The organism is Microbacterium sp. CCNWLW41 (assembly GCF_037083505.1).
In genome coordinates this window covers 1,461,148-1,475,582 of the sequence record NZ_JBAOJP010000001.1, presented here as the reverse complement: position 1 = coordinate 1,475,582, position 14,435 = coordinate 1,461,148, and the positions used below count along the sequence as shown (strand labels likewise).

17 protein-coding genes are annotated in these 14,435 nt (G+C 71.2%); 10 read left to right on the top strand and 7 right to left on the bottom strand.

Going from position 1 to position 14,435, the window contains the following annotated elements:
* Window positions 1-77: 77 nt before the first annotated feature.
* Window positions 78-1,007 (bottom strand): TetR/AcrR family transcriptional regulator, encoded by a 930-nt coding sequence (locus V6R91_RS06495; protein ID WP_336394761.1) that lies wholly within the window; start codon window positions 1,005-1,007, stop codon window positions 78-80.
* Between the two features lie 96 nt (window positions 1,008-1,103).
* On the opposite strand from V6R91_RS06495, the gene V6R91_RS06490 reads away from it, so the two are divergent.
* Window positions 1,104-2,033: an ATP-binding cassette domain-containing protein gene (locus V6R91_RS06490; protein WP_336394760.1), complete on the top strand. Its 930-nt coding sequence runs from the start codon at window positions 1,104-1,106 to the stop codon at window positions 2,031-2,033.
* On the top strand, window positions 2,030-2,827 hold the full coding sequence (locus V6R91_RS06485) for an ABC transporter permease (RefSeq protein ID WP_336394759.1): 798 nt from the start codon (window positions 2,030-2,032) through the stop codon (window positions 2,825-2,827). The genes V6R91_RS06490 and V6R91_RS06485 overlap by 4 nt, the downstream gene beginning before the upstream one ends.
* Window positions 2,828-2,878: 51 nt before the next feature.
* Here V6R91_RS06485 and V6R91_RS06480 read toward each other — a convergent pair whose 3' ends face one another.
* Complete coding sequence (locus V6R91_RS06480; protein ID WP_336394758.1) at window positions 2,879-3,292, bottom strand: ArsR/SmtB family transcription factor; 414 nt, start codon at window positions 3,290-3,292, stop codon at window positions 2,879-2,881.
* Window positions 3,293-3,379: 87 nt separating this feature from the next.
* Between V6R91_RS06480 and V6R91_RS06475 the strand changes: the two genes are divergently transcribed.
* Window positions 3,380-4,828 (top strand): TrkH family potassium uptake protein, encoded by a 1,449-nt coding sequence (locus V6R91_RS06475; RefSeq protein ID WP_336394757.1) that lies wholly within the window; start codon window positions 3,380-3,382, stop codon window positions 4,826-4,828.
* Window positions 4,821-5,492 (top strand): potassium channel family protein, encoded by a 672-nt coding sequence (locus V6R91_RS06470; protein WP_336394756.1) that lies wholly within the window; start codon window positions 4,821-4,823, stop codon window positions 5,490-5,492. Before V6R91_RS06475 ends, V6R91_RS06470 begins: the two co-directional genes overlap by 8 nt.
* 46 nt (window positions 5,493-5,538) lie before the next feature.
* Here the strand turns inward: V6R91_RS06470 and proC are convergent, their stop codons facing one another.
* Window positions 5,539-6,384, bottom strand: a complete 846-nt coding sequence (gene proC / locus V6R91_RS06465) for a pyrroline-5-carboxylate reductase (RefSeq protein ID WP_336394755.1) — start codon at window positions 6,382-6,384, stop codon at window positions 5,539-5,541.
* 88 nt (window positions 6,385-6,472) lie between these two features.
* Here proC and V6R91_RS06460 point away from each other — a divergent pair, with 88 nt between their 5' ends.
* The 5 genes from V6R91_RS06460 (at window position 6,473) to V6R91_RS06440 (ending at window position 10,921) form a co-directional block, all read left to right on the top strand.
* Window positions 6,473-6,892 carry an ArsR/SmtB family transcription factor gene (locus tag V6R91_RS06460; protein ID WP_336394754.1) on the top strand — a complete coding sequence of 140 codons (420 nt, stop codon included), beginning with the start codon at window positions 6,473-6,475 and terminating at the stop codon, window positions 6,890-6,892.
* A 1-nt stretch (window position 6,893) separates the two neighbouring features.
* Window positions 6,894-7,571 (top strand): SRPBCC domain-containing protein, encoded by a 678-nt coding sequence (locus tag V6R91_RS06455; protein WP_336394753.1) that lies wholly within the window; start codon window positions 6,894-6,896, stop codon window positions 7,569-7,571.
* Between the two features lie 138 nt (window positions 7,572-7,709).
* On the top strand, window positions 7,710-8,822 hold the full coding sequence (locus tag V6R91_RS06450; protein ID WP_336394752.1) for an alpha/beta hydrolase: 1,113 nt from the start codon (window positions 7,710-7,712) through the stop codon (window positions 8,820-8,822).
* A 103-nt stretch (window positions 8,823-8,925) separates the two neighbouring features.
* The gene (locus V6R91_RS06445; RefSeq protein WP_336394751.1) at window positions 8,926-9,897 is read left to right on the top strand and encodes a cation diffusion facilitator family transporter; all 972 of its coding nucleotides are present in this window, start codon (window positions 8,926-8,928) and stop codon (window positions 9,895-9,897) included.
* 97 nt (window positions 9,898-9,994) lie between these two features.
* Window positions 9,995-10,921, top strand: a complete 927-nt coding sequence (locus V6R91_RS06440; protein WP_336395057.1) for an LLM class F420-dependent oxidoreductase — start codon at window positions 9,995-9,997, stop codon at window positions 10,919-10,921.
* Window positions 10,922-10,923: 2 nt separating this feature from the next.
* On the opposite strand, the gene tadA is transcribed toward V6R91_RS06440, so the two are convergent.
* The gene (gene tadA / locus V6R91_RS06435) at window positions 10,924-11,355 is read right to left on the bottom strand and encodes a tRNA adenosine(34) deaminase TadA (RefSeq protein ID WP_336395056.1); all 432 of its coding nucleotides are present in this window, start codon (window positions 11,353-11,355) and stop codon (window positions 10,924-10,926) included.
* A gap of 99 nt (window positions 11,356-11,454) precedes the next feature.
* Here tadA and upp point away from each other — a divergent pair, with 99 nt between their 5' ends.
* Complete coding sequence (gene upp / locus V6R91_RS06430; protein WP_336394750.1) at window positions 11,455-12,087, top strand: uracil phosphoribosyltransferase; 633 nt, start codon at window positions 11,455-11,457, stop codon at window positions 12,085-12,087.
* Here upp and V6R91_RS06425 read toward each other — a convergent pair.
* The 3 genes from V6R91_RS06425 to V6R91_RS06415 form a co-directional block, all read right to left on the bottom strand.
* Complete coding sequence (locus V6R91_RS06425; protein ID WP_336394749.1) at window positions 12,072-13,367, bottom strand: type III PLP-dependent enzyme; 1,296 nt, start codon at window positions 13,365-13,367, stop codon at window positions 12,072-12,074. The genes upp and V6R91_RS06425 overlap by 16 nt on opposite strands.
* Complete coding sequence (locus V6R91_RS06420) at window positions 13,364-13,900, bottom strand: hypothetical protein (protein ID WP_336394748.1); 537 nt, start codon at window positions 13,898-13,900, stop codon at window positions 13,364-13,366. Before V6R91_RS06420 ends, V6R91_RS06425 begins: the two co-directional genes overlap by 4 nt.
* Window positions 13,901-14,109: 209 nt before the next feature.
* Window positions 14,110-14,427 carry a DUF3467 domain-containing protein gene (locus V6R91_RS06415; RefSeq protein WP_336394747.1) on the bottom strand — a complete coding sequence of 106 codons (318 nt, stop codon included), beginning with the start codon at window positions 14,425-14,427 and terminating at the stop codon, window positions 14,110-14,112.
* Window positions 14,428-14,435: the final 8 nt, after the last annotated feature.

Sequence of the window (14,435 nt, the reverse complement as noted above, 5' to 3'; positions counted from 1 at the left end):
ACTTTAGACCGCCGCGGACCGGCGTGTAAACCGGGGCTGCTGTGAACTGCTGTGACGGATGGTGCTGGTGAGCGCCGTCATGCATCGGAGCGCTGGCGGGCGCGACGATCCCGCGCCTCGCGCGCGACCTGCCGCTCCATCTTCCGGGCATCGCGCAGCGCCTTCTCGGCCGCCCGCACCGCCCGCTGCGCCTCCCGGTACCGCTTGTCGTCGACCAGATCCGCATCGTCGGGAGCGAACCAGGACTCGCGGGGCGGGCGCTGCCCCTCCCCGATCGCCTGGATGTAGCCGCCTACGCCGTCGAGCCCGCGCGCGAGCGCGAACGAGAACGGATCGGACTCGTCCAGGAACGCCCCGGCCTCGATCGCCGCGCGCAGCTCGGGATACGCGTCGGCCGTGATCAGGGCTCGGAACAGCGCGTCCTCCTTGCGGGCGATCTCGTCGTCGCGAAGTCCCTGCTCGCGCTCCACCCGCGCGTAGGCGGCCAGCACCGTCCCCGCCCAATGCGCGGTGCCCGTGACGAGCAGCATCACGGCGAGGCGCTCTTCGTACGACAACGGGGTGTCGGCGAGCGCGCTGAGGCCGGCATCCATCCACGCGGCGCTGTTCGGCGTCGCCGGCACGCCCGAGATCGGGATCTCGAGCACCCAGGGGTGGGCGAGATAGTGCTGCAGCTGCTCGCGGTACAGCGCCTCGAGCCGTTCCCGCCAGCCCCCCGCGGTCCGCGTCGCCTCCGAGGGTGCACCGGTGGCCTCTTCCTGCATGAGCAGCATGAGGTCGTCCTTGGCGCTGACGTAGCGGTACAGCGACATGGGCGTGAATCCGAGGCGGGACGCGACCGCAGCCATCGACACGGCGCCGAGACCGTCGGCGTCGGCGATCTCCACCGCCGCCTCGACGATGCGCTCCACGCTCATCTCGCGCTTCGGCCCCCGCTGCGGACTCGCGGCGATGCCCCACGCCAGGGCGATGCCGCGCGGGAGCTCGGGCTCGACTGCGTCCGTCATGCGGTCAGTCTAAGACTGTTTATGTTGTACACCTCATGATCGTGTGATACACAGTTAGTCGCATAAACAGTTTACGACGTACTCGAAAGGAACCTCATGCATTCCCCTGCCGCTCCGCCGGTCATCGTCGCCGACGGGCTCCGCAAGACGTTCGGCCGCGAGCGCGTCCTCGACGGCGTCAGCTTCGCCGTGGGCCGGGGCGAGGTCTTCGCCCTCCTGGGTCCGAACGGCGCCGGCAAGACCACCACCATCAATGTGCTGACGACGCTCGTCCGCCCCGATGCCGGCACGGCCGGCGTCGCCGGCTTCGACGTGACCCGCGAGCCCGAGCAGGTGAAGCGGCGCATCAGCCTGACCGGCCAATCCGCCGCGGTCGACGACGCCCTCACCGGCACCGAGAACCTGGTCATGCTCGGCCGCCTGTCCGGCCTGAACCGCCGCGCTGCCCGTGCCCGCGCCGCCGAGCTCCTGGAGCGCTTCGGATTGACGGATGCCGCGACCCGCCGCGTCGGCGCCTACTCCGGTGGCATGCGACGGCGGCTGGACCTGGCGCTCAGCTTCGTCGTCGCGCCCGAGGTGCTCTTCCTCGACGAGCCCACGACGGGACTGGACACCCGCAGCCGTCGCGAGCTGTGGGACGTCATCCGCTCCCTCGCCGACGCGGGCACCACCGTCTTCCTCACCACCCAGTACCTCGAGGAGGCCGATCAGCTGGCCGACCGCGTCGCCGTGCTCGACGGCGGTCGGGTCGTCGCCGGTGGCACCGCCGCAGCGCTCAAGTCCCGCATCGGCGGCGACACCGTCGAGGTGCACGACCCGCAGGGCGCCCTCGTGCGCGAGGTCCCCACCGACGGCTCGGTCTCGGGCCTGCGCCGGGCCCTGGACGTGCTCGACGAATCCGGCGCCGAGGGCATCGTGACCCTCCGGCGGCCGAGCCTCGACGACGTCTTCCTCGCCCTCACCTCGCCCGACGGCCGCGGCGCACCGGGCGTCCGGCACTCCGACACCGCCAAGGAGCTCGCATGACCGCCCTCGCCCCTGTCCCCGCCCTCCGCCCCCGCATCTCCGGCCTGACCGCCGAGAGCGTCTTCGTCGGCCGGAGCCTGCTGCACTCGCTGCGGGACGGCGAGTCGCTCGTCATGGCGATCATGCTGCCGGTGCTGCTCATGGTGCTCTTCACCTACGTCTTCGGCGGCGCGATCGATCCGACGGGCGGCTACGTGGACTACGTGGTGCCGGGCATCATCCTGCTGTGCGCCGGCTTCGGCGCGGCGTCGACGGCGGTGTATGTCGCCAACGACATGAAGGCCGGGATCATCGACCGGTTCCGCACCATGCCCCTCCGGGCGAGCGCCGTGCTCACCGGCCACGTGGTCGCCAGCCTGCTGCGCAACCTGCTGGCCACCGGCGTCGTCATCGGCGTCGCGCTCCTCGTCGGCTTCCGTCCCACGGCCGGCGCGTGGGGCTGGGTGGGTGCGATCGCCCTCATCGCGCTATACATCCTCGCGATCACCTACCTGTTCGCCGCGATCGGCCTGGCGGCAGGCAGCCCAGAGGCCGCGAACGGCTACGGGTTCATCATCCTGTTCGTGCCGTACCTCTCGAGCGCCTTCGTGCCGGTCACGACCATGCCGGAGTGGCTGCAGTGGGTTGCCGAGAACCAGCCCGTGACGCCCATCATCGAAGCGCTGCGCAGTCTGCTGCTGGGCACGCCGATGGACGACAACGCCTGGTGGGCCGTGGGCTGGTGCCTGGCGATCCTCATCGTCTCGTTCGCCTGGGGAGCCTGGCTGTTCCGGCGCAAGGCAGGACGGCGCTGACCGGCGCTGCGCCGGGCGACGACCGACGGCGGCCTCAGGGTTCGTCGCAGGTCACCGACCGGGCAGGCGCTTGAGCGCGTTCTCCAGGGCGTGCTTGGCCGACGCCGCTGCGCGGCCGACGACCTCCGCCGCGTGAGCGGCACTGTCCGGCAGCGCAGCGGCGGCGCCGTCGTCGGGCACGGCGGCGCCGTTGTCGTCGAGGAAGGGGACGAGCCAGTCATCGACCTCGTCGAGCGGGGCGGCGGACAGACTGTAGTAGCGGTGCTGGCCCTCTTCGCGCACCGACACCAGGTGCGCGTCGCGCAGCACCTTGAGGTGCTTCGAGACGGTCGGCTGGCTGGCGCCGAGCTCTGTGACGATGTGCGAGACGCTGGTGCCCCGGTCTCCGGCGGAAGAGCGGTCGAGGAGGAGTCGCAGGATGTCGCGACGCGTTCTGTCCGCGATCACGTCGAAGATGTCCGCCATAGGCTCAGAGTAGTCGGGACCCCAGCGGAGTACCATGATGGCGCCCCGCCCCCGTCGACATGGGGTCGCACTGCACGAGGAGACCAGATGACGGATGGCAGGCGAGCCGCCGCCGTCACCCCTGCGGCCCGGCTTCGCAGCGCCGGCCGCGGTGTGAAGGAGTACTTCCGCGAACTGACCCAGCGCTCCCCGGCACGGTTCGCCATCATCATCTTCCTGTCGCTGATCCTCGTCTTCACGGGCCTCTTCTCGTTGCCGATCGCCTCCGCGACCGGAGAGGTGACGCCCTTCGCCGACGCGTTCTTCACGGCCGTCTCGACGATCTGCGTCACAGGCCTGGCCACCGTCGACATGGCGACGCACTGGTCGCCGTTCGGCCACGTGCTGGTGTTCGTGGGCGTGCAGATCGGCGCGCTGGGCGTGCTGACGATGGCATCGATCCTGGGCCTGGTGATCTCGCGCCGTCTCGGGCTGCGCGCGAAGCTGATGGCCGCGAGCGACTCGAACCCGCTGCGCACCCACGGCGGTCCGGTCAACGAGGGCCAGACGGTGCAGCTCGGCCAGATCGGCAGCCTGCTGGCCACCGTGGCGCTGTCCACCCTCGTCATCGAGGCGATCATCGCCGTCCTCCTCTTCCCCGGCCTCATCCTCGCGGGCGTGCCGTGGAACGCGGCACTGTGGGAGGCCCCGTTCTACGCGGCGATGGCGTTCACCAACACGGGCTTCACGCCCAACGCCGAGGGCCTGGAGCCCTTCCGTCACGACTACTTCTTCCTGACGGCGCTGATGGCGGGCGTCTTCCTCGGCTCGATCGGCTTCCCGGTCATCTACACGCTCCGCCGCGAGCTCTGGCACGTGCGCCGCTGGTCGCTGCACGCCAAGCTGACGCTCATCACCACGGTGCTGCTGTTCTTCCTGGGCGGAGCCGTCTTCCTCGTGCTCGAGTACGACAACCTGCTGACCCTGGGCACCGAGGATGCCTGGGACACCACGTTCCAGGCGTTCTTCCTCTCCGCCATGACCAGATCCGGCGGGTTCGCGATCCTCGACATCGGCGAGCTCAACCAGTCCAGCCTGCTGGTCGGCTGCATGCTCATGTTCGTCGGCGGCGGCTCGGCGTCCACGGCAGGCGGGATCAAGGTCACCACGCTCGCGGTGATCGCGCTCGCCGTCGTCTCGGAGGCCAAGGGACGCGCCTCCAACCAGGTGTTCGGCCGGCGCATACCCAGCGACGTGCTCCGGGTGGCGCTGTCGGTCGTGGCGTGGGGATCGACGATCGTCGCGCTCTCGACCATCATCATCACGCAGATCACGAAGGCCGATCTCGGAGACGTGCTGTTCGACGTCATCTCCGGCTTCGCCACCGTCGGGCTGTCGACGGGGCTCACTGCGGAGCTGCCGGATCCGGCTGTGTATGTGCTGGCGATCACGATCGTCATGGGACGCGTTGGTACAGTGACTCTCGCAGCGGCGGTGGCCGCGGCATCCCGTTCGCAGTTGTACTCGCTGCCTGTCGAAAGGCCGATCGTTGGTTGAGCGGATCAGGGGCGACGCGCCCGTCCTCGTGATCGGACTCGGTCGCTTCGGCGCCGCCTGCGCCGGAGAGCTCGACCGCCTCGATCGGGAGGTGCTCGCGATCGACGAGAGCCTGGACCTCGTGCAGAAGTGGTCCGAGCGCGTGACGCACACCGTGCAGGCCGACGCCCGCAACATCGATGCGCTCAAGCAGATCGGCGCCCAGGAGTTCCAGGTCGCCGTCGTCGCCGTGGGCTCATTGATCGAGGCCTCGGTGCTCATCACGGCCAATCTCGTCGACCTGAAGGTGCCGCAGATCTGGGCGAAGGCGGTGTCGCAGTCGCACGGCAAGATCCTCGCCCGCGTCGGCGCGAACCACGTCATCTACCCCGAGCGCGAGGCCGGCGAGCGCGTCGCGCACCTCGTGAGCGGCCGCATGCTCGACTTCATCCGCTTCGACGACGACTTCGCGCTGGCCAAGCTCTACCCGCCGAAGTTCATCCGCGGCGTCGGACTGAACGAGTCGGGCGTGCGCACGAAGTACAACGTGACGGTCGTCGGCGTGAAGAGCCCGGGCAAGCCGTTCCGCTACGCGGAGGCCAACACCGTGGTCACCAACCACGACCTGATCATCGTGTCGGGCACGAACTCCGACATCGAGAGGTTCGCCGCGCTCGAGCGCTGATCCACGGCGGTCCCGCACTCAACCGCGCGACCTCTCCGCATCGCGCTCACGCGCCGGCGGCGAGCTCCTTCGCGCGGGCGAGTGCGGCATCGGTCGCGTCCGCGAACACCTCGTCCAGGCGCGCCTCCTGCAGGACGGCGATCGCGCGCTCGGTCGTGCCCTTGGGGCTCGTCACGCGCCGGCGCAGCTCGGCCGGATCGTCGGCGGATGCCTCGAGCAGGGCAGCCGCACCGATGAAGGTCTGCTCCGCCATCACCCGGGCTTCGGCCTCGGCGAAGCCCTTGCCGATCGCGGCCTTGGTGAACTCCTCCACCAGCAGGAAGAAGTACGCCGGGCCCGACCCCGAGATCGTCGACAGGGCGTCGATCCGGGACTCCGGGACCTCGACGACGGTTCCGACGGTCTCGAACAGCCGGCGTGCGACGTCGAGGGCGGCGGCGTCCGCGCGGGGCCCCGCCGCGAGCCCCGTCACCGCGCGGCCGACCACCGCCGGGGTGTTCGGCATCGATCGCAGCACCGCGATCCCGGTGCCGAGGATCTGCTCGAACGTCTCGATGGTGACCCCGGCGGCGAGGCTCACCACGATCGTCCCCGGGCGCACGGCCGGCGCGATCTCACGCAGCAGGTCGGGCACCATGGCCGGCTTCACGCCCACGAGGATGACGTCGGCGGCGGCCGCGGCATCCGTGTTCCCCGTCGCGTCATCCTCCAGCGCGACGCTCGTCACCGCCTCGAGCCCGTCCAGCTCGGCGGCCTTCGCGCGCGAGCGGTTCGTCGCGGTGACGCCCGCCCCGGCGAGCCCCGAGCGCGAGAGACCGCGGGCGATGGCACCGCCCATCGAGCCGGCGCCGAGGATCGCGATGGGAGGGAGTGCCGGAGTGTCGGATGCCATGGCGTCATCCTACGAGCGCAGGCCCCGTGGGCGGGCGGGCACGAAGATCACTGTTGACTTATATAAGTTCGCGCGCAATGATGGAGCCGTGCACGCGCTCGACGTCCTCGGCGATCCGGTCCGCCGACGCATCCTCGAACTCCTCGCGGAGGGCGAACTCAGCGCCGGCCGGATCGGCGAAGAGGTCCAGCGCGAGTTCGGCATCTCGCAGCCGGCCGTCTCGCAGCACCTCCGCGTGCTGCGAGAGGCGGGATTCACGACCGTCCGCCCCGACGGCACGCGGCGCCTCTATGCGATCGACCCCGCGCCGCTGGAGGACGCGGCGGCGTGGTTCGACCCGTTCCGTCGCTTCTGGCAGCCGCACCTGGACGCGCTGGCGACGGAACTGGCGCGTGGTCGCAGAGAGCGGCGCCGCGCTGCCGCAGGGACGGACGCCGCGGAGCCGGATGCCGAACCCGGGCAGTCCGAGAAGGCAGACGAGTCAGGAACAGACGAGAAGGAGGACTGACATGGTCGACGTACAGGCGCAGGTCGCCGCAGTGACGCGAGAGGTCGCGAGCGAGGAGATCGACGGGTTCCCGTCGCGGGTGCAGACGCTCGCGCAGACGTACCCCTCCCCCATCGATGACGTGTGGGACGCGGTCACGACGGCACCCCGCATCGCCCGGTGGTTCCTCCCGGTCTCGGGCGACCTCGCGCTCGGGGGCCGGTACCAGCTCGAGGGGAACGCCGGCGGCGTCGTGCAGGAGTGCGCGCCGCCCTCGGGCGGCCGGGCGCACTTCAAGGCGACGTGGGAGTTCGGCGGCGGCGTGACGTGGCTGACGGTGCGGCTGACGGCGGAAGGGGCGGATGCCACCCGCCTCGAGCTCGAGCATGTCGCCCGCACCGACGACGTCCCCGAGGGGTTCTGGGAGATGTACGGCCCCGGCGCGACCGGCGTCGGCTGGGACGGCGGGATGCTGGGCCTGGCCCTGCACCTGGCCGGAGCCGGCGACGGCCCGACCCCGGAGCAGGCGGAGGCCTGGGCGGTCTCGGACGAGGGGCAGGCGTTCTACCGTGCGGCGGCGGACGGCTGGGCCACGGCGCACGCCGCCGACGGCGCGGATCCCGAGACGGCCCGTCGCGCCGCTGACAGCACGTTCGCGTTCTACACCGGGCAGAGTGCCGGCGGCGACGGAATGGCGTGAGCCCGGCACGCGCTCGTGCGCCGGCGCGCGCGTGTCGTGGCATCCGCACGCCGAAGTCGATTGCGCGCGGCGCGGGCCGGTCTATTCTCATGAGTGCGGGGACGCAGAGGCCCCCGCAGGACGTGGGAGGCACCCGACATGACCCTCTTCGACGGCATCACCGCACGCCGCGTCGAGACGCCCGATCTGACCGTCAACGTGCTCGAACGCGCCGGCGACGATCCTGCGACGCCTCCCGAGCGGACCGTGGTCTTCGTCCACGGAAACGTGTCGTCGTCGCTGTTCTGGCAGCAGACCATGCTGGATCTGCCGACCGATCTCCGCGCCGTCGCGATCGACCTCCGCGGCTACGGCAGCACCGAGCACGCTCCGATCGACGCGACCCGCGGCGTCCGCGATTTCAGCGACGACGTCCGTGCGACGCTCGAGGAGCTGGAGATCCCGACCGCGCACTTCGTGGGCTGGTCGATGGGGGCCGGGGTCATCATGCAGTATGCCCTCGAGCACCCGGTGCTGAGCCTCACCCTGGAAGCGCCGATCTCGCCCTACGGGTTCGGCGGCACGCGCCGGGACGGCAGCCGTCTGACCGACGACGACGCCGGCTGCGGCGGCGGCACCGTCAACCCCGACTTCGTGCAGCGGTTAATCGATCACGACACCGGCGACGAGGCGCCGACGTCGCCGCGCAGCGTGTTCCGGTCGGGATACGTCGCGCCGGGCTTTGCGACCGAGCATGAGGACGTGTGGGTGGAGTCGATGCTCACCACGTCCACCGCCACCGGCAACTACCCGGGCGATTCGGTCTCCAGCGAGAGCTGGCCCGGATTCGCCGCGGGCGGGATCGGCGTGCTCAACACGATGACGCCGGGCCACTTCGATGTGTCGGGGATCGTCGACCTCGACCCGAAGCCGCCCGTGCTGTGGATCCACGGCCGTCTCGACCCCATCGTGTCGGACTCGTCGTTCTACGACTACAACAACCTGGGCAAGCTGGGGATCGTCCCCGGCTGGCCGGGCGACGAGATCGCACCGCCGCAGCCGATGGTGTCGCAGACCCGCGACGTGCTGGCGCGGTACGCCGACGGCGGCGGGGAGGTCACCGAGCTCGACCTCGAGGACGTCGGCCACACGCCGCACCTCGAGCGTCCGGGGCAGTTCCGGCACGCGCTGCTCGAGGTGATCGGATACGTCGGGCACCCGAGCGACCCGGCCCCGCCGACCGAGACCATCATCCTGCGCTCGTCCGACTGACGCGAGCGGCGCCGGCCACGCAGCCCCTCGGCTCGCCTGACACGGAGCGGGGCGCGACGCAAGGGGTTCGGGGCGCGGCGTGCGGCGTCCGTAGACTCGTCGCATGAGTGCTTCCGGCGGCGGCAAGGCCATCATGGCCGCGTTCCTGGCCAACATGGGCATCGCCGTGGCGAAGTTCATCGCGTGGTTCCTCTCGGGATCCGCGTCGATGCTCGCCGAGGCCATCCACTCCGTCGCCGACTCGGGCAACCAGCTGCTGCTCCTGCTCGGCGGCCGGCAGGCCAAGCGCCGCGCGGATCGGGAGCATCCGTTCGGCTACGGACGCGAGCGCTACGTCTACGCGTTCGTCGTCTCGATCATCCTGTTCTCGGTCGGCGGCCTCTTCGCCATCTACGAGGGCGTCGACAAGCTGAGGCATCCGCACGCCCTCGACGAGCGCTGGTGGTGGCTGCCCATCGTCGTGCTCGTCGTCGCCATCGGGCTCGAGTCGTTCTCGCTGCGCACGGCCATCGTCGAGAGCAACCACGTCCGCGCCGAGGGGCAGTCGTGGGTCTCGTTCGTCCGCCACGCGAAGGCGCCCGAGCTCCCCGTCGTGCTGCTCGAAGACATCGGGGCGCTCACCGGCCTGGTGTTCGCCCTCTTCGGCGTGGGGCTCACCGTCATCACCGGCAACACCGTGTTCGACGCCATCGGCACGCTCATGATCGGCACGCTGCTGATCCTCATCGCGATCGTTCTCGGCATCGAGACGAAGAGCCTCCTGGTCGGCGAAGGGGCGACGGATGCCGACCACCGGCGCATCGTCGACGCCATCGAGGCCGGACCCGAGGTGCAGCGGATCATCCACATCAAGACCCTGTACCTCGGCCCCGACGAGCTGCTGGTGGCGGCGAAGCTCGGCTTCCCCTCGGACGCGCCACTGGCGCAGGTCGCGTCGCACATCGACCGGGTCGAGCAGCGGGTCCGGGCGGCCGTGCCCACGGCGCGCGTGATCTACTTCGAGCCCGACATCTACCGCCCCGATGACAGTGCGGCCCCGCCGACGTCCCAGTTCGTGATCAAGTCCGCCGACTGATCCGCCGCCCCCCTCCGGCCGGCATCCCGGCCGCAGCGCGGCTCGACGCCGCCCGGGGCGCCCGTCCTTCATCCCCATGCGAGGAGCACCCATGCCGATCGAGTACTGCGTCTTCACCGAACCCCAGCAGGGAGCGAGCTACGACGACCAGCTCGCGTTCGCGCAGGCGGCCGAGAGGCTCGGTTTCGACGGGTTCTTCCGCTCCGACCACTACCTCCACATGGGAGACGGCGACGGACTGCCCGGTCCCACCGACGCGTGGACCACGTTGGCCGGCCTCGCCCGCGAGACCTCGCGCATCCGGCTCGGCACGCTCGTCTCGTCGGTGACCTACCGCGTGCCCGGCCTGCTCGCGATCCAGGTGGCGCAGGTCGACGCGATGTCGGGCGGACGCGCCGAGCTCGGCCTCGGCACCGGCTGGTTCGCCCGCGAGCACGAGGCGTACGGCATCCCGTTCCCCGCCAAGCGGTTCGACATCCTCGAGGACCAGCTCGAGCTCGTCACCGGCCTCTGGTCCACCCCTGTCGGCGAGACCTACAGCTTCGACGGGGCGCACTACCGGCTGACGGATGCCCCCGCGCTGCCGAAGCCGGTCCAGCAGCGGGTGCCGGTGATCGTGGGCGGCGGCGGCCCGCGGCGCACCCCCGAGCTCGCAGCCCGCTTCGCAACCGAGTTCAACATCGGCTTCCGCTCGGAGGCGGAGTCGGCGGAGAAGTTCGCCGGCGTGCGCGCGGCGTGCGCGCGGATCGGACGCGACCCCGCGTCGCTGAAGCTCTCGGTCGCGCTGCCCACGCTCGCCGGGGCATCCACCGCCGACCTCGACCGGCGCGCCGCCCGTATCGAGCGGACCGTCGACGAGCTGCGCGGCGACGTGAACATCGTCGGCGACCGCGACGAGATCGTCGCGAAGGTCGAGCGGCTCGTGGCGCTGGGGGCCCAGCGCGTGTACTTCCAGCTCATGGACCTGCAGGACATCTCGCACGTCGAGTATCTCGGCGAGGTGCTGCCGCACCTTCCGCGCTGACGCTAGCGGCGCGCGTCGAAGAAGGCGCGCAGGAGAGCGGATGCCTCGTCCTCGCGCACACCCGCCACGACCTCGGCGCGGTAGGGCAGGCGCCGGTCGCGGACCACGTCGTACATCGACCCGGCCGCCCCGGCCTTCTCGTCCCACGCGCCGAACACCAGTCGCGAGATGCGGGACTGCAGCACTGCGCCGGCGCACATGACGCAGGGCTCGAGCGTCACGACGAGCGTGCAGCCCTCGAGGTTCCAGGATCCGCGCGCGGCGGCGGCTGCACGCAGCGCGACGACCTCCGCGTGCGCGGTGGGGTCGTGGTCGAGCTCGCGCAGGTTGCGGCCCTCGGCGATGACCGCGCCGGAGGCATCCGTCACCACCGCCCCCACCGGTACGTCGCCCGACTCCCCCGCCTGGGCGGCCAGCGCGAGGGCGCGCTGCATCGCCGCGAGATCGGCGGTGTCGGGGTGCACACGACGAGCGTAGCCGCGCGGGCCCACATCGGCCCGGCGCCCACGGCGGGACGCACTACCCTTGGGCGTATGCGCCTGCACGTCGCCGACCACCCCCTCATCACCCACAAGCTCACGGTGCTGCGCGACCAGCGCACGTCGTCGCCGGTGTTCCGTCAGCTCACCGAGGAGCTCGTGACGCTGCTCGCCTACGAAGCGACCCGCAACGTGCGGGTCGAGCAGATCGAGATCCAGACGCCGGTCACCACGACCACCGGCGTCAAGATCGGCGACCCGCGTCCGCTCGTCGTACCGATCCTGCGTGCGGGGCTCGGGATGCTCGAGGGCATGGTCAAGCTCATCCCGACCGCCGAGGTCGGCTTCCTCGGCATGGTGCGCAACGAGGAGACCCTCGAGCCGTCCACGTACGCCGAGCGCCTGCCCGACGACCTCAGCGACCGCCAGTGCTTCGTGCTCGACCCCATGCTCGCGACCGGGGGCTCCCTGGGCGCGGCGATCGAGTTCCTGTTCCGCCGCGGCGCACAGGACGTCACGGCGATCTGCCTCCTCGGCGCCCCCGAGGGCGTCGCGGCGATCGAGAAGCAGGTCGACGGACGCGACGTCACCCTGGTGCTCGGCGCCCTCGATGAGCGGCTCAACGAGAAGGGCTACATCGTGCCCGGCCTCGGCGACGCCGGCGACCGCCTCTACGGCACCGTCTGACCCTCCGGCGCACGCAGCTCGACTCTCGGGAGGGCGGTCGCGCCCGTCACCGCACCGCCGTCGACGACCGCGACCGGCGTGAACGGGCGCCCGTTGAACCGCGTCGCGGTGACGGTGGTGTACGCGCCCATCGTCGGGCTGACGAGGAGGTCGCCCGGCTGCAGGTCGGGCAGCAGCACCTCGCGCGCGATGACATCCGACGAGTCGCACGTGGGGCCGGCGAGGGTGGCCCACCGGTGATCCTGCGGCATCCGGCGGCGGCCGTCGTGGCCGACGCCGCCGAGATCGCGCTCCGCGAAGACGAGCGGGTGCACGTCCTCGGTGAGCACGTTCGAGTACGACCCGTAGAGCCCGTCGTCGAGGTAGTACCACCGCCCGTCGGCGCGCTCGGCGACGCCCACGACGCTCGTGATGAGGCTCATCGCCTCGGCCACCATGACGCGACCCGGTTCGGCGATGATGTCGAGCCGCCGCGCGTGCGGGGCGAGGACCGGCCTCAGCGCGGCGGCGACCTCGTCGATCCCGGACGCCTCGCTGTCGTACGACGCCGGCAGCCCGCCCCCGATGTCGAGCGTGTCGAACTGCACGTTCAGTCGTCGCTCGAGGATCCCCATGAGCTCGAGGGTGTCGGCTGCCGCCGCGGCGAAGCGCGGCGGGTCGTCGAGCTGGCTGCCGACGTGATAGCTGAAGCCCGCGACCCGCACCCCCGACGCCAGCGCGCTCTCGACGAGCCGCGCGGCCTCGAACGGCCCGACGCCGAACTTGCTGGACAGGTCGCTCTTGGCGTGAGGGCTGCGGTAGGCCAGGCGCACCAGCAGCCGGGTGTCGGCCGGGGTGCCGTGGAACTTGGCGATCTCGACCTCGTTGTCGACCACGAACGTGCGGACGCCGGCTGCGAGCGCCTCGGCGATCTCGGCCGGCTTCTTGATCGGGTGCGTGTGGATGATCCGCGTCGCCTCTACGCCGCGTCGGGTGAGCAGCCGCAGCTCCTCCCCGGTCGCGACATCGAACCCGCACCCGGCGCCGTCGAGGACGTCGAGCACCGCCTCGTGCGCGAGGGCCTTCACCGCGTAGTGGAAGCCGACGAACGGCAGCGCGGCGCGCAGACGCCCGTACTGCGCCTCGACGCGCGCCGGGTCCAGCAGCAGCACGGGAGTGCCGTGCACGGCGATGGCGGCGCGTGCAGCGACGGTGGACAGGAGAGCGGATGCCTCGGCCCGGCGACGGTCCTCGTAGGGGCGGGTGGTGCGCGGCTCGCGCCGCAGCGCGCCGAGGTTCATGACGCCACCGCCCTCGCGTGCCGGCCGTCGCGCAGACCGGACCTGGCGGTCACGGTGAAGGCGCCGGCGGCGATGGAGTAGAAGACGACGTCGGCGGCGATCTTGCCGGCGAGCATTCCCCACAGCGGGTCGGGGATCAGCCACACGCCGAGCAGGAGCGCGGCGGGACGGATCACGAAGGTGTCGAGCAGCTCCGCCGCACCGAACTCGGCGAGCAGCAGCATCGCGGTGCGCGCCACGGCACGCCGCCGCGTCGCCGACACCCGCGCCTGCTCGCTGTAGATGGTGACGGCGAGCACCAGGTAGAACCCGAGGATCTCGCCGCCGAGCGCGGCCAGCGCGATGAGGGGCGCGGCATCCGTCCACATGGCGGCGAGGAGTCCGCCGAACACCATCGCGGCGGTGCCCGCCAGTTCGGCAGGGAGGTAGCGGACGATCCAGAAGACCAGCCCGCGGCGCCGGGCTGCGGCATCCGTCCGGCTGTCCTCCGTCGCCGACCCGGTCCCGGCGAGCCGGTGCTCGATGGTGCTCATGTCGTCCTCCTCGGTGTGGAGGAGGAGGGGGCGCCGGGGGTGATACCGCACGAATACGGCGCGGCATCCGCCCCTCGCCGAACGGATGCCGCGCCTCTGCGTCTATGCGACGCATGCCCCACCCAATCACGTGGGAGAAAGACCCCCAACGGGGTTGACATCGGCGAGCCGTTTGCTTACGGGAAGGATGGCCGCGCCGGCCCGGTGCGTCAGTCTCCGAGCGGCTCCTGCGGATTGCGGCGGCCCGTCTCGCGCTCCCAGAACTCCAGCTGCTGGGTCAGCGCCTTGGCGAGCTCGAACACCTGGTCGGGCGGGATGCGGATCCGGCTCACCACGCGGGCGGGCACGACGGTGTGACGCTGCCCGGTCTCGGCGTCCACCTGCTCCCTCGGCGGCTGGGCGAGCGTGAGGAAATCCATCACGAACACCGTGGGCGTATGCCACACGTTCGCGAAGTCGGCGTAGGCGCCGCCGATCAGTTCCGGCGGGAGATCGATCTCGAACTGCTGGGATGCGTCGTCGGCCATGCGGGCTC